The sequence below is a fragment of the Sphingobacterium sp. UBA6320 genome (genome assembly GCF_002440335.1).
Taxonomy (GTDB): Bacteria; Bacteroidota; Bacteroidia; order Sphingobacteriales; family Sphingobacteriaceae; genus Sphingobacterium.
On sequence record NZ_DJTA01000028.1, the window covers coordinates 1 to 15,861 of the forward strand.

At 37.6% G+C, this 15,861-nt stretch carries 12 protein-coding genes; 7 read left to right on the forward strand and 5 right to left on the reverse strand.

Translation table 11 applies throughout. From position 1 onward, the window contains the following. The first annotated feature begins 322 nt into the window (after positions 1–322). From B3P23_RS16875 to B3P23_RS16885, 3 genes are read left to right on the forward strand one after another with little or no spacing between them, the layout of a single operon-like run. Complete coding sequence (locus B3P23_RS16875; protein WP_293928329.1) at positions 323–1,501, forward strand: glycosyltransferase family 4 protein; 1,179 nt, start codon at positions 323–325, stop codon at positions 1,499–1,501. Beyond that, positions 1,498–2,481 (forward strand): lysylphosphatidylglycerol synthase transmembrane domain-containing protein, encoded by a 984-nt coding sequence (locus B3P23_RS16880; protein ID WP_293928331.1) that lies wholly within the window; start codon positions 1,498–1,500, stop codon positions 2,479–2,481. The genes B3P23_RS16875 and B3P23_RS16880 overlap by 4 nt, the downstream gene beginning before the upstream one ends. A gap of 1 nt (position 2,482) precedes the next feature. Beyond that, the gene (locus B3P23_RS16885) at positions 2,483–3,649 is read left to right on the forward strand and encodes a glycosyltransferase family 4 protein (RefSeq protein ID WP_293928333.1); all 1,167 of its coding nucleotides are present in this window, start codon (positions 2,483–2,485) and stop codon (positions 3,647–3,649) included. A 134-nt stretch (positions 3,650–3,783) separates the two neighbouring features. Here B3P23_RS16885 and B3P23_RS16890 read toward each other — a convergent pair whose 3' ends face one another. Continuing rightward, positions 3,784–4,947 carry an acyl-CoA dehydrogenase family protein gene (locus tag B3P23_RS16890; RefSeq protein WP_293928335.1) on the reverse strand — a complete coding sequence of 388 codons (1,164 nt, stop codon included), beginning with the start codon at positions 4,945–4,947 and terminating at the stop codon, positions 3,784–3,786. A gap of 87 nt (positions 4,948–5,034) precedes the next feature. Here B3P23_RS16890 and B3P23_RS16895 point away from each other — a divergent pair, with 87 nt between their 5' ends. From B3P23_RS16895 to B3P23_RS16905, 3 genes are all read left to right on the forward strand, one after another. After that, positions 5,035–6,564: an aldehyde dehydrogenase family protein gene (locus B3P23_RS16895; RefSeq protein WP_293928337.1), complete on the forward strand. Its 1,530-nt coding sequence runs from the start codon at positions 5,035–5,037 to the stop codon at positions 6,562–6,564. A gap of 25 nt (positions 6,565–6,589) precedes the next feature. Further along, positions 6,590–7,876: an L-lysine 6-transaminase gene (lat, locus tag B3P23_RS16900; protein ID WP_293928340.1), complete on the forward strand. Its 1,287-nt coding sequence runs from the start codon at positions 6,590–6,592 to the stop codon at positions 7,874–7,876. Positions 7,877–7,949: 73 nt separating this feature from the next. Further along, the gene (locus B3P23_RS16905; protein ID WP_108159091.1) at positions 7,950–8,210 is read left to right on the forward strand and encodes a hypothetical protein; all 261 of its coding nucleotides are present in this window, start codon (positions 7,950–7,952) and stop codon (positions 8,208–8,210) included. 20 nt (positions 8,211–8,230) lie between these two features. Here B3P23_RS16905 and B3P23_RS16910 read toward each other — a convergent pair whose 3' ends face one another. The 3 genes from B3P23_RS16910 to B3P23_RS16920 form a co-directional block, all read right to left on the reverse strand. Next, on the reverse strand, positions 8,231–9,220 hold the full coding sequence (locus B3P23_RS16910) for a hypothetical protein (protein WP_293928342.1): 990 nt from the start codon (positions 9,218–9,220) through the stop codon (positions 8,231–8,233). A gap of 90 nt (positions 9,221–9,310) precedes the next feature. Beyond that, entirely contained in the window at positions 9,311–11,422 is a 2,112-nt protein-coding gene (locus B3P23_RS16915; RefSeq protein WP_293928344.1) for a type IA DNA topoisomerase, read from the reverse strand. A gap of 83 nt (positions 11,423–11,505) precedes the next feature. Continuing rightward, positions 11,506–12,870, reverse strand: a complete 1,365-nt coding sequence (locus tag B3P23_RS16920; protein WP_045754927.1) for a deoxyguanosinetriphosphate triphosphohydrolase — start codon at positions 12,868–12,870, stop codon at positions 11,506–11,508. A 134-nt stretch (positions 12,871–13,004) separates the two neighbouring features. Between B3P23_RS16920 and B3P23_RS16925 the strand changes: the two genes are divergently transcribed. After that, the gene (locus B3P23_RS16925; protein WP_248754883.1) at positions 13,005–14,063 is read left to right on the forward strand and encodes an aldose epimerase family protein; all 1,059 of its coding nucleotides are present in this window, start codon (positions 13,005–13,007) and stop codon (positions 14,061–14,063) included. Positions 14,064–14,126: 63 nt separating this feature from the next. Here the strand turns inward: B3P23_RS16925 and argH are convergent, their stop codons facing one another. Further along, a complete protein-coding gene (argH, locus tag B3P23_RS16930) occupies positions 14,127–15,461 on the reverse strand; it encodes an argininosuccinate lyase (RefSeq protein WP_045754928.1) in 1,335 nt (444 codons plus the stop codon). Positions 15,462–15,861: the final 400 nt, after the last annotated feature.

The window sequence follows — 15,861 nt, forward strand, 5'->3', positions numbered from 1 at the left end:
AACCTTTTTCAGGAAGGGACAAGGTACATTGACTCTTATATAGCGTATCAAATTTTCATTGAAATATGATCGATATAAAAAACATACTATTAAACAACTCACACCTGGTTCTACAGAAATGAGGCCAGGGTGAATACAGCAAGATGCATCATCATATTGCTATTAAATGAAAAATAAGGATGGACAAAAATGAAATCGGTATGTAAATCAACATTCAACTGATCTTGTGATAATATCGGGATAATATAAAAACCATCATTTGTTCATCTAGGCTTATTCATAAGGAAACATAGAGCTCTTTACTTTGAATAAATAATTCACCATGATAAGAGTTGCTTTTTTTGCCGAAATCATGATTCCAGATTTTGATGGAGCTGCACGTACAATTTTTCAGCTTGTCGACCGCATCGATAAAAATAGATTTGAGTTTTTGTTTATTTATGGCACAGGACCAGATCAAATACAAGATTTTGAATGTATGAAAATACCGTCTTTAAGTATTCCCATACAGCAAAACTATACTATGGCTATTCCAGCCTTGGTAGACCAACGTATTCGGAAAAGACTACAAGATTTCAATCCTGACATTATTCATATCGCCACACCTTCACTTTTAGGATTTTATGCACAGCGCTATGCTCTAAAAAACCAAAAACCGGTGATCAGTATTTACCACACACACTTCGTAAGCTATATTGATTATTATCTTAAACATTTTTCTTTCTTAGTCGGACCAACAAAGAAAAAGATTATTCAAACACAGAATAAATTCTATAATAACTGTGACAAGGTCTATGTACCTACAACTAGTATTGTATCTGAACTCACAAAAATGGGTATCAACCCGACCTTGATGCAGATCTGGAAACGAGGAATTGACAACAACTTGTTTTCACCGAACAAAAAAGATGAAAATTGGATGGCAGAAATAACGGGAAACAATTATCCAACAATACTATTTGCCAGTCGTCTTGTATGGGAAAAGAACTTAAAAACACTGATCGACATCTACAGCTTATTAAAGCAACAATCTATTCCCTTAAATTTTATTGTTGCGGGTGATGGTTCGGCGATGGATGCATGTCGTCAAAGTATGCCCGATGCACTTTTTTTAGGTAAACTAAATCATGATGATCTCGCGAAGTTATATGCTTCCTCAACTTTATTTGTTTTTCCTTCTCATTCGGAAACTTACGGCAATGTTGTGATTGAGGCTATGGCATCGGCTCTTCCTTGTGTTATTGCAGATGGCGGTGGTTCTGCAGACCTCGTAACTGAAGGTGTTAACGGTTTTAAGTGTAAACCTAAAGATGCCGCGATGTTTGTCGAACGCATAATACAATTTTTAAAAGATAAACAACTTAGAAATGACATTGGAAATGCTGGATTGCGATTTAGTAAATCAATGGATTGGAATTCATTAGCAGCTGTATATTTTGAGGAACTCGAACAAATGAGTATGGATGCGGCAGATTCCATGATTAAATTTCAGGCAGGTTGATACGGATAAAAATTTTAAAATCAATACTTGTTCTGCTCCTTATTACTTCTTTATCTGTTTTCATTAGCCATATCGATCTGGGAGCAGTATTAAAGGAAGTTGCTCATATGGGTTGGAACCTAGTTTGGATTATCGTTATTACTGGTCTGGCTTATCTTTTTGGAACTGCTGGATGGCAAAACTGCTTTATTGAAAAACCAAAAAGATTATCTTTATGGCAGCTATTTTGTATTCGGCACATTGGTGAAACGATAGGCTTATTCAATCCAACCAGTATAATAGGTGGTGATTATATTAAAACCGTTCTCCTAAAACCTACGGGTACCTCTCCACAAGAGATTGTCAATTCTGTGCTCATATCCCGCTTTTTAGCCATTACAACACAATTTTCATTATTTGGCATTACCGGTTTTTGGTTCTTAACCAGCTCTTTTAATAAAAATATACCTGACCAAACGCTTGTGATCTTATGGATATTGGTCATCGCACTCTTTTCAATTCCTCTGATTATCTTTTTTCTACTCAAAAGGTCTAAAAAACTACAGGTTGCATCGGCATTATCATGCAAATTTTTCAGAAGGCTCAGTATACGCCTTCAGCACGTGCTCAATGCAGTTTTGGTATTTCATCAAAGTCAACCGTATAAATGTTATCGGGCTTATCTTTATTTTTTTCTGCACTGGGTTGTTGGAGCTTTTGAGCTTTTCCTTATTCTATATTTTTCTGGCATTACGATTCCGATTGTACTGAGTCAATTTATGGACATGGGTATTGTGATTATCAAAAGTTTTGGTGCTTTTATTCCAGCTCAGATCGGTATTGAGGAATTTGGCAATAGGTTACTATTGACTAGTGCCGGTATTTATACGATTCAAGTATGGTTGATCATCGCTTTAATCAGGCGTTCACGACAAGTTTTTTGGATCATTTTTGGTTTTTTTGCTTATCTCGGACTTAAAAAAAGGTTGTCGACATCCTAAAATGGAAATTCTCTTCATCAGTCACAAGTTTCCACCAGCTATCGGAGGTATGGAAAAACAGAGCTTTGAGCTCATTAATGGGATGAGCTCTCTCACTCCAGTTCATCAAATCGTTTATCAAGGGAATGAATCTATTCTTCGATTCTTTTTTCTACTGAATAAACGAATTTTAGCAGTCTTGGATAGACATCCGAACGTCCGACTTATACACTTTAATGATAGCTTAGTTGCGAGCTTGTCTTTACGGCACCGAGGGTATGATCACTTAAAAAAAGTTGTGACGATTCATGGTCTTGATGTAGTGTTTCCTTTGAGGCATTTCCAGAAGAAAATTATTCCTCAGTTCAATCGTTTTGATAAAATTATTGCTGTCAGTCAAGCGACAAAACAAGCTGCTATTGATCGGGGAATTGACCCAAACAAAATTGATGTTATTGCAAATGGTGTGGACCATCATCTCGTTATGGATCCTCACGTTGCGATTGATGTTATTTTAAAGAAATATAAAATTGACAAGGATGCTAATAAATTGATCATTGCACTTGGAAGACCTGTAAAACGGAAAGGCATTTCTTGGTTTATAAAACATGTTCTTCCACAATTACCTGCCGGCTATAAACTTATTTTAATCGGTCCTTTTGCCATGACCGCAACTTGGAAAGAGAAATTACTATATGCCTTGCCACAGCCTGTGCGACATCTTGTATTTTTATTCCTGGGATTTCCATCAGACCAGAAGGTCATACGTCAATATTTAAGAAATCCTGATTATGAAGATCGATTACAGCACATCGGAAAAATTCCCCTTGTAGATGTACAGTCTTTGCTTTGTCATTCTGGACTTTTTATCATGCCTAATATCAAAGTTGATGGCGATATGGAAGGTTTTGGTTTAGTATGTCTGGAGGCAAGTATCTGCGGGGCGACCGTATTTGCTTCGGATCTTGAAGGTATCTCTGATGCTATTGTTCATCAGAAAAATGGATTTCTACTTCCTACGGGGGAGGCTGATCGCTGGATTTCGGAAATCAGAGATGCCCTTGATGATCCTTTGCTTCTACAGAATAGAAGCAAAGAATTTCAAGCGTATTCATTACAACATTATAGCTGGGAGAAAATGTCTAAAGCTTATTTCTCTTTGTTTCAAGATATCATTCAATGTGGATAGATCATCCACTATAAGGTGGCATCGAAGTACTTTAACCCTACAAACTAATTTGGATTAACACATTTCGATACATTCGCCTTATCATCGCTCATTAGGCGTGGTATTACAATCTTAATCCTATTATTAAATCCAACTTAAAAAGCACTTAATCCCGTGATATCATTGCCGGTGATCAATAAGTGGATATCGTGTGTTCCTTCATAAGTAATGACAGATTCTAAATTCATCATGTGCCGCATCATCGGAAAATCACCGACAATCCCCATCGCTCCTAGTATCTGTCTTGATTCTCTAGCGATTTCTAGCGCCATATGTACATTATTGCGTTTTGCCATTGAGATCTGTGCCGGCGTAGCTTTTCCTTCATTTTTCAGTACGCCCAAGCGCCATGCTAATAATTGGGCTTTTGTTATTTCTGTCAGAAATTCTGCGAGTTTTTTTTGCTGTAATTGATAAGAGGCTATTGGCTTGCCAAACTGTTCTCTTTCCAAAGCATATTTTACTGCGGTTTGATAACAATCAATTGCTGCTCCAATGACTCCCCATGAAATGCCGTAACGCGCAGAGTTTAAACAGGAAAATGGACCACGGAGTGAATTTACTTCGGGTAAGATATTTTCTAAAGGTATTTCTACGTTTTGAAAAATCAACTCGCCTGTCTTCGATGCACGTAGCGACCATTTATTAGCTGTTTCAGGAGTCGTGAATCCTTCCATATTGCGCTCGACGATACATCCTCTTATTTTATCCTGTTCGTCTCTTGCCCATACGATCGCGATATCACATATTGGGGCATTTGTAATCCACATCTTGGCGCCATTGAGGATATATTTTCCATCCTTTTTGAGCAATCGCGTTTCCATCGCTGCAGGGTCTGATCCGTGATTGGGCTCAGTCAAGCCGAAGCTACCGATGTAGGTTCCGCTGGCTAGTTTTGGGAGATAGTTTTGCTTTTGTGCTTCACTTCCAAATGTAAAGATAGGATACATGACTAATGATGATTGTACAGATGCTGCCGATCGGATGGCTGAATCACCTGCCTCCAATTCCTGCATGATGATTCCATAAGCTATCTGATCTAAACCTGCTCCACCGTATTGTTCTGGAATATATGGTCCTAATGCTCCAATAGCTCCAAGTTTCAACATCAAATTGGGAATATCATGATGATGTTGAGCCGCATCGTTTATGACTGGTTTTATTTCCGTGCTGACGAAATCGCGAATGGACTGGCGAATGAGCTTGTTTTCGTCTGATAAGAGCTCATCTATATTGAAATAATCGCATGTTAAGTTCATACTAATCATAATTTAATATCTAAATATAGCCAATATTTCGAATATAATTCACTATATTTAAAATATTAACGAACAATATAAACCAATATGATAATACAAGAATTAAAAGAATTGGGCATCCTATCGACCAATTTGGGTTCGTCTACAGGCCAAAATTGGTTTGCAACTGGTCAAAATATTATTTCCAGTTCTCCTGTCGATGCGCAGGCAATTGCTACAGTGACTTGTTCTTCTCATGATGATTATAATCAAATATGTGCACAAGCACAACAAGCGTATGCCACTTGGCGATTAGTACCTGCTCCACAGAGAGGAGAAGTGATCCGGTTATTTGGCGAGAAATTGAGAGCGTTAAAGCCTGCTCTTGGTAAACTTGTTTCTTATGAAATGGGTAAATCCCTGCAAGAAGGTATGGGTGAGGTACAGGAAATGATTGACATCTGTGATTTTGCTGTTGGTTTATCGCGTCAGCTCTACGGTTCAACGATTCATTCGGAGCGCCCCTCTCATCGGATGTATGATCAATACCATCCTTTAGGGATTGTGGGTATTATTTCTGCTTTCAACTTCCCTGTGGCTGTTTGGGCATGGAATACGGCTCTAGCCTTAATTTGTGGAGATGTCGTGATTTGGAAACCCAGTGAAAAAACACCTTTATGTGCAATCGCGTGCCAACGGATTCTAGCGGATGTGCTCAAACATAAAAATTTACCAGAAGGTATTTCGAATTTAGTAATTGGTGATAAGGTCGTCGGAGAATGGATGGTCAATGATCGCCATATCCCCTTAATATCGGCTACTGGCTCTACGCGAATGGGTAAAATAGTTGCTCAACAGGTTGCTGGAAGGTTAGGAAAAACTATTTTAGAACTCGGCGGCAACAATGCCATTATCATTACGCCTGATGCGGATCTGAATATGACCACCATTGGAGCTCTGTTTGGCGCCGTTGGTACAGCAGGCCAGCGCTGTACTTCTACCCGTAGACTCATTATTCATGAACATGTCTATGAACAGGTGAAAGCTTCATTGGTAAAGGCCTACGCTCAACTTAATATTGGGGATCCACTACTTCCCGAAAATCATGTCGGTCCACTGATTGATAAGATGGCGGTTGAACATTATTTAGATGCACTTTCGGAAATCGAGAAACAGGGCGGTAAACTTATTGTTGCAGGCGGAGTGTTAACAGGCAAAGGTTTTGAAAGTGGCTGTTATGTTAAACCTGCTATTGCAGAGGTCGAAAATCATTATGAAATCGTCCAAAAAGAAACTTTTGCTCCTATTCTTTATTTAATCAAATATAAAGGGGATGTTTTGGATGCTATCGCCATTCAAAATGATGTCAAACAAGGGCTATCCTCAGCCATTATGACCAACAATCTGCGAGAAGCTGAGCTGTTTTTAAGTGCGCAGGGTTCGGATTGCGGTATTGCGAATGTCAATATCGGAACTTCTGGAGCTGAGATTGGTGGTGCTTTTGGTGGTGAAAAAGACACTGGAGGTGGACGGGAGTCGGGTTCAGATGCTTGGAAAGCATATATGCGCAGACAGACCAACACCATTAATTATAGCACGGAGCTCCCCTTAGCACAAGGGATTACGTTTAATCTTTAATATTGACTTTTTAATTGATAACAGTATGAGTACAGTTCACGAAATATTATCCAAACATTTACTAGCCGATGGCTTTCCAATTGTCATGGATATGGAAAAATCACACGGCTCTTATTTAGTTGATCAAAAAGGAGATGAATATCTCGACTTATTTAGCATGTTTGCTTCGGTCGCCATTGGTTATAACCATCCTCATCTCTTAGCACAAAAGGAATTTTTAGGTAAAATGGCGATTAATAAACCTGCATTATCCGATATCTATCCTAAAGAGTTCGCTGATTTTATGGAAGTCTTCGAACGTGTGGCTATGCCCAAAGAATTACAGTATTGCTTTTTTATTGCTGGAGGAACTTTGGCTGTAGAAAACACGTTAAAAGCTGCATTTGATTGGAAAACAAGATTAAATTTGGCGCAAGGTATCGAAAAGGAGGCTTCTCAGGTTATTCACTTTAAAGAAGCATTTCATGGCAGATCGGGTTATACCCTTTCGTTGACCAATACGAAAGACCCAAGAAAATACATGTATTTTCCAAAATTTAACTGGCCAAGGATTACCAATCCAAAATTGACATTTCCGGTTACGGAAACAGTATTACAAGGAGTCATTGAAAAAGAAAAAATGGCCATTCGAGAAATCAGAAATGCACTTGCTCAATATCCGAATGATATCGCCTGTATTATTATCGAGCCGATCCAAGCGGAAGGTGGTGATAATCATTTTAGAAAAGAATTTTTTCAGTCCTTACGCGATATTTGTGATGAGCATGATATTCTATTGATTTTTGATGAAGTCCAAACAGGGATTGGTTTGACCGGTTCGATGTGGGCTTATCAGCATATTGGAGTTGTTCCCGATTTAGTTGCATTTGGCAAGAAAACTCAGGTCTGTGGATTGCTTGCTAACAAGGACAAGTTTGATCGAGTAGAAAAACATGTTTTTCAAGAATCTTCGCGCATCAATTCAACATTTGGAGGGGACTTTACGGATATGATGCGTTTTAAACTGATATTAGAAGTCATAGAGCAGGAAAACTTAATTGAACTTATCACGCAGAAGGGAGCCTATTTTATGCAACAGCTCGAAACGTTAGCGATTCATCATCCGCAGATCAGTAATATTAGGGGACAAGGTTTATTTATTGCTTTCGATTTTGAAAATGAACAGGTAAGAGATCAATTTATTAAAGATGCATTTGCAGAAAAACTGATCTTATTGAGGTGTGGAAAGCTTTCTATTCGTTTTAGACCACATCTCAATATCCTTATGGAGGAAATTGATGCAGCCATTGCGATTATGAATCGCATCTTATAACAGGTTCTTCTGTATAAAGCTTCGCCATATTCAATGAATCTCTTTACATTTGCGTTTATTATCAATATAACATATGGATGCAGGTAGATTAGCTTTGGTTCAATTGGTGACTATTATTCATTTTGCTTTAATGGCCATTGCATTATTCCGATTATTTAGACTCAAGGATGTAACTGGAGGATTTGTTATCTTATCTATATTGGGATTATGTGTTCCCATACTTGGCCCTTTTGGCCTGATCTTAATGGTCAATAAGAAGAAAAAAGAAGCAGATCTGGAAGAAGCTAAAAAAAGAAGCTTTCCAGTACAAAAAAAGAAAAAAGCCCGTAAATAATCTTTAAGGGCTTTTTCTTTTTATCCTAATGGGAGTTCAATTGCTTCACGTGGAACGAAATTTCCATTTTCATCCGTAATAAAACTCATGGGTTCATCTGGGTTCTTAATGATTTCAAATAAAAGAAATCCCCAAGGTTTCCAAAAATTCTCTAATACTTGTCCATAAACCTTTACCTGCCAATGATCGAAGATTGGTTTCATCGACATATCGGCCAGGGGCATCGGTTCGACATAAATCATCTTTGGTGTATTCAAATAGGTATATTCGGGAAGGCGATTAAATAAATAAACAGAATAAAAATAGCGCGCTGCCAGTTCTTCAAATTGAATGGGATGCAATGTTTGATTATCGACCAATCTTAATACATCTTCGTGATAGATATTATTGGTCGCATTGTCTTGCAAACAAGCCACGATTCCAAAATCCTTCATTCTCAACGAGAATATCAAGGTGTTGATTTCATCGCGATAATTGAAGGTCTCTAGCGGATTGTCGACTTTGCTGATGAAGATCGAAAATGGATATGTTCCTTCAAATTCCATGGGTTGCAATAGCGATTGCAACATGGCATGTAGGTTTTTGAATTTTTGAGCTAGAACTTGTGAAAAATTCATTTCCTCTCCCGTCAAGGTTTGTTGACGAATACCGGTTTGAATTTCATTGAAAACTACGCCGTACAATATTTTCGACATCCACTGAAATAAGGTAATTTGAGGTAATGCACGCACGGCATCGTAGCCTGCTGCAAAAGCACGCTCTACTTCAGATTCCATTTTTTCAATGGCTAATGCGGCATCTACTGAACAAGGAAACTTTAAACTTTTATAAGTAACGATGGATTCGTCCAACATCTTAAAAGGTTTTTCCTCGAGATCAAAAGCACGCATCATCCATACAGGGAAAACCTGAATTTGTTCGTCTAAAGAGGAAAGCTCCTGCCCTGTCAAAAAACAGGTTTTATTATCAAACTTAAATGTTTTAAATGGATTGTATAGTGATGTTGACATATAGTGGACAAAGGTACAGGTTTTATAAAAAGTTAAGTCATCACAAAATAAAAATTCAAATTATGAAAAAATGATTTGATATAAATTGACCTACTGTACTCCAACTTTGAAATTTTCAAAGATTAAGGTTCCTTCAACAGTATTTCCTTCTTTGGTCTTAATGCCTTTTAATGTTGATGTTTTACCTTTTTCAAGTAGATTTTTCATCTCCTTTTCTTCCAATAAAACACCATTTAACGTACGCCATATTTTAAAATCACAGCCTCTAGCATAATGGTCACATTGCGCAACTTTGTCAAATAATTGAATTTGTCCTGCTGCACATTTTGGACATTTTATCTTTCCTTTTTGCAGGGGCTTGATCTCTTCATGTGCGATAGAGATGCGCAGTTGGAGTAATTCTTTTGTGATGCGTTCGGTATAGTCTTTTATATGCTTCATAAAGACTTCGTATGAAACCTTATTAGCACGCATTTCTTCTAATTTCTGTTCCCATTTACCTGTTAAGGTTACTTTGGCAATGGAACGATCTTTGACCAAATTGTAAACGGTCAATCCCTTATCTGTGGGGATGAGTTTCTTTTTATCGCGTTTAATGTAGTCTCTTTGAAATAAGGTTTCGATTGTTGCTGCACGTGTAGCTGGTGTACCCAATCCACAATCTTTCATGGCTTGACGCATCTCATCGTCATCAATTTCTTTACCTGAAGTTTCCATTGCTTTTAGCAACGATGCTTCCGTATGTATGGGTTTTGCTTTGGTAAATCTTTCGGATAATTCCAGCGATAAGATTTCCAATAGCTCATTGGCTATCAATTTGGGCAATTGCGCGTTTTCATTATCTTGATCTTCGGTGTTTTTATCTTCGTCCGGCAATTCAACCTGATCTGCGGAGAGCCTCCATCCGTACTGCTTGATTACAGTTCCTTTTGCAATCAATTCGACCCCTGCTGCGTTGATCACAACTGTGGTAATATCTTTTAAGCATACATCAGAAAAACTTTCAACCATACGCTTAGCGATCATATTGTAGATATTCCGCTGTTCTTGTACTAAAGCCCCTGGTTTTTCGTCTGTTACCAAAAGGGCATGGTGATCGGTTACTTTCTTTTCATCTACGGATCTTTTATTCAACTTTGCTCCAATGAGATTTCGCGAAATCGTTGCGATACCCTCTTCCGCTGTATCGGCTAAATGCTGGAATAATTCTTCAATCTGTTCGAACACATCTTCTCCTATATAACGTGATCCAGTACGTGGATAAGTAATTACTTTTTTCTCATAAAGTGCCTGTGCTATATTCAAAGTTTGATCTGCAGAATATCCATACTTTTTATTGGCGTCCTGCTGTAAGGATGTTAAATCAAATAGTAACGGTGGTTGTTCTTTGGTTTCTTTTGCTTCAACTTTAGTTACTAAGGCTTCTGAGCCAACTGTAATTTTAGCAATCGATTCTTCTGCTAGCTCTTTTTTATCTATTTTTTCGGAAGTGGCTTTGAACTTGATATTCTCTTTTTCAAAGCCAGCTTGAATTTTATAAAATGTTTGAGGTTTAAAATCTTTATTTTCTAAATAGCGGGAACAGATCATGGCCAATGTCGGCGTCTGCACTCGACCTAGAGAAAGTAAGCCGCGATTTCCGGCAGCAAGCGTGATAGCCTGGGTGGCATTGATACCAATAAGCCAATCTGATTCTGAACGGGAACGCGCCGACATATACAAACTATCATATTCTGTTCCTTCCTTCAGATTTGCGAACCCTTCTTTAATTGCTTTGTCCGTCTGCGAGGAAATCCATAAGCGCTTAAAGGGAACTGTTGCTCCGAGGTAATAGTAAATATTCCGGAAAATCAATTCTCCTTCTCGTCCAGCATCGGTTGCTACGATCACTTCTTCTGCTTTATCTAACAAATATTTAATGGTATTCAGCTGTTTTAATGCACCGGCATCATCGATTTGCTTACCATCGCGTTTTAGCTTTTTAGATTCCAATTTAAATTCTGTTGGAATAATAGGCAAGTTAGCGATTGACCAATTATGAAATCCATAAGCTTGTGGTGTGCATAATTGCACCAGATGTCCAAAAGCATAGGTGAAAGCATAACCATTTCCTGAAATATAACCATCATTGGTTTCTTTTGCTCCCATAACTCGGGCCAAATCTCGTGCAACGGATGGTTTTTCGGCAATAACGACTTTCATATTTTATGTTTAGATAAAAAACAAGATTGCAAAAACAGATGTTTTTACAATCCTGCTATTTTTAATATTGTATTGTATTAAGCTTAGTCTATGGAAGGAATAATGATTCCTGTTATCTTACGATATAAATCTATCGCATAGACATCTGTCATTCCTGACACAAAATCCAAAACGGATCTAATTTTAGAATAAGAATCCTCTTGGTCTGTATAAAATTGATGAGGGATTAGTGCGACTAATTTTTCATCATAACTGTTTTTATTTTTTTTGAGATAAGCTGGAACAAATTCAGACAACAAAGCATTCATGACTTTATAACCTGCGACCTCAATCTGTACCACTGTAGGCGCATTGTAAATCTTCGCTACTGATATTTTATTAATCTTTTTAAGATGTGCTACAACTTCTGCATCTAACGCATCCATCAAGGCACTAGGAAAAGTTCCTTTTAATAATTGATCTTGCTCATTATAAAATACTTCAACACATGCTCTAGTTAAAGTATTGATTGCTTTTGCTCTCAAAAGCGCTACTCGGCTAGCGGTGTCGTAAAGCGAATCCAAACGAGCTCGTAGATCTTCTCCTCCACAAAGGGGGAGTAATAAATCTTCGACCTCGGGATATGATAATATTTTCAAATGATGTGCATCTTCCAGATCAATGATATTATAACAAATATCATCTGCAGCCTCTACCAAATAGACTAAAGGATGGCGTAAGTAGCCTTTGGTATTGGTCGGATCTTCCAATAGTCCTAACTCTGCTGCTATTGTTTCAAATGTTTCCCGCTCGGATGCAAAGTAACCATATTTTTTACGATGATGATTTTTTTTAATGTGTCCATCAATCGCGGCGCATGGATATTTCACAATAGATGCTAATGAGGTATATGTTAAAGCGAATCCTTTATCATCTTTGCCATTAAAAGGATGGGTCAATATCCGCAATGCATTGGCATTACCTTCGAAGTGTGTCAAATCTGCCCACTCTTCTTTGGTTACTTGCTCTTGATACTTACGACCGTCCCCCTCTGTAAAATAAGTTGAAATAGCCGCTTCTCCCGAGTGTCCAAATGCGGGGTTGCCCAAATCATGTGAGAGACATGCTGCAGAGACCATATTTCCGACTTCTTGAAGGTAGGGATAGTGTTCATCGATTTCAGGATCTGCATCTTTCATCTTGGTATAGAACAGACGCCCCAGAGATCGACCGACACTGGCTACTTCTAAACTATGGGTCAATCTATTGTGTACAAATACAGCGCCTGGTAAAGGAAAAACTTGTGTTTTATTCTGCAATCTTCTAAATGGTGAAGAAAAAATCAATCTATCGTAATCACGTTGAAATTCTGACCGTGCTATTAAATGACTATCGCTAACACGATGCTCATAACCCCAACGTTTTGCGGATAGTAATTGTTTCCAATTCATACTTGTATTTACAGACATATTGCAAATATACATTTTTTGATTTTCTAACTGCTGTGGGTTTTTGCAAATTGATTTTTTATAAATATCCAGAATCGTTTTTTAAAAAGTTAATAATCTTTATCTTTAACAAGGAATCAAAAACAATCACCATCATGAGTCATTATCATTTGCCTTCAATCCATAATTTCACCAGTACTTTAAACGAAAAAAACACCCATCTCATTATTTTGAAAAATACAAGGGGCATGCAAGTTGCTTTGAGCGATTATGGTGCTCGAATTGTCAGTATTCTTGTTCCTGATAACACAGGCAAACTTAGAGATGTTGCTTTGGGATTTAGCAATATAGGACTTTATTATCGGGCTGACGAGCAATTTCACGGCGTGACAGCTGGTCGATTTGCGAATCGGATCGCTCATGGAAAGTTTGAGTTAAATGGACAGGTTTATCATCTTCCTATAAATAATGGAATCAACTGTTTACATGGTGGTCCGAATGGATTTCACACCAAAATATGGGACCGTCGTGTGGGTTATGAATCTGAGGCAGAATTTTACCTGGTCTCGAAAGACGGTGAAGAGGGATTTCCTGGCAACCTGAACGTATCTGTCACGTATACCTTAACAAATGATAATGAAATCATCATAAAATACCGAGCGGATAGTGATCAGGATACGGTGATCAATCTCACGAATCATACTTATTTTAATTTAAATGGTGAAGGTTCGGGTGACATATTGAGTCATCAGTTAAAAATAGATGCTGATGCTTACCTTGCTGTCGATGAAAATCAAATTCCGATAGCGACTATTCCTGTAGAGGGAACACCATTCGATTTTAAAGAATTTAAATCAATAGCTCAGGATATCATTGCCGATGATGAACAACTGATTGGAGCGAAGGGTTATGACCATTGTTTTATCAACAATAACCCCATCTCTATGGCTTGTGCAACTGCCTATTCACCGAAATCGGGTATTCGTTTAGATGTTTTTACGACAGAACCGGGTGTACAGTTGTATACTGGAAATTGGATGACTGGAAATGATATTGGAAAATCGGGAACAGCTTATCTTCCTTATGCTGGTTTTTGTTTGGAAACACAGCATTTTCCGGATAGTCCAAATCAGCCTGAGTTCCCATCCACCTTGCTAAAAGCGGGATCAGAATTTACATCGGAGACACATTTCAAATTTTCTATCGAAAAATAGTATTAATTTGGTTAGAAAGTTAGATCACTTGTTTGCTTACTAACTTTCTAACCGATTAACTATCTACGATTTCACCAACTGGCTTAAAGCATTTTCTACTTTTTCAAATCCAAATGCAGATTTTACTTCTTCAAACATGCGCTGGATCTGGTCATTACCCAAGTTGCCGATACTTCCTTCGTGGGTATGGTTTACTTCTTTGGATGGTTGAAATTCGCCAGCGTCAATAGCAATTCCAATATTTTTATAGGCTTCACGGAAAGGGACACCTTTTAGCACTTCATTATTGACAACTTCTACGGAGAATAAATAATCGTATTTAGGGTCGTCTAAAACATCTTTTTTTACTGATATATGCTCGAGCATAAAAGTTGCTATTTCTAAGCAATCGTTTAATGACTTGAATGCTGGAAAAAGATTCTCTTTGAGCAGTTGCAAATCACGATGATACCCTGATGGAAGATTTGTTGTCATCAATGCAATTTCATTGGGCAATGCCTGAATTTTATTACAACGAGATCGGATCAATTCGAAAACATCAGGATTCTTTTTATGAGGCATAATACTTGATCCTGTTGTCAAATGTGCAGGAAATGAGATAAAACCAAAATTTTGATTGATATATAGCGTTACATCCATCGCAAACTTTGCCAATGTTGCCGCGATAGAACTCATCGCTTGTGCTAAAATACGTTCGGTCTTCCCTCTCCCCATTTGCGCATAAACAACATTGTAATTTAAGTCATCGAATCCTAGTAGGTTGGTGGTCATAGTCCGATTTAATGGAAAAGAAGAGCCGTAACCTGCTGCTGAACCTAATGGATTTTTATTGCAGACCTTCCATGCTGCTTTCATCAATTCTAAATCATCTACTAAGCTTTCGGCATATGCTCCAAACCATAATCCAAATGAGGAAGGCATCGCAATCTGCAAATGGGTATATCCGGGAATAAGAATATCTTTATATTGCTCGCTTAGGGAGATCAATTGTTGAAAAAACACCTCTGTGTTGCCAACCATATTTTGAATCTCGGTTCTGAAATACAATTTTAAATCGACCAATACCTGATCATTTCTAGAACGTCCTGAATGAATTTTCTTTCCTGCTTCTCCAATGCGTTGGGTCAACAGCATTTCTACTTGAGAATGGACATCTTCTACAGAATCTTCGATCTCAAACTTTCCAGCACTTATTTCTTGATAGATGTTTTTCAATTCTTTTTGTACAACAGCAAGATCTTCATCGGTCATCAGTGCGATACTATTTAACATACGAGTATGGGCCAAAGAACCTAATACGTCTGCTGCTGCTAATTGTAAATCCATCACGCGATCATTACCTACAGTAAATGATTCGACAAATGAATCAACATCTATATTTTTTTGCCAGATTTTCATTTTTTCAATACGCTATTTAAGTGCATGACAAAAATACCATTTGCAAACAAATAAAACAATTGAACTTCGGATCATCGTGCATATCGCAGTGTTTGATGTGTAGATTGTAGACATTCATTTGATAGATGAGTAGGTGAAAACGTGGAAATAAAAAATATTTTTATGTTAAATGTTTGTTAAAACTCTTCAAACCGCGATAGTGAGTAAGTAGTTACTTTGTTTTTTGTTTACCCATTGTAGCAACAATTTAATTTTTATATGTTTGTATCATAAGGGAGAGTGAAAGATAAAAATATAAGTTTTAAAGTTAGCAAACACTTACTTTTAAAACCGCACAAAAACCAAACTATGATAGACCATAAAAGTCTTTAAACTTTAAGAAATTTAACCTTAACTAATT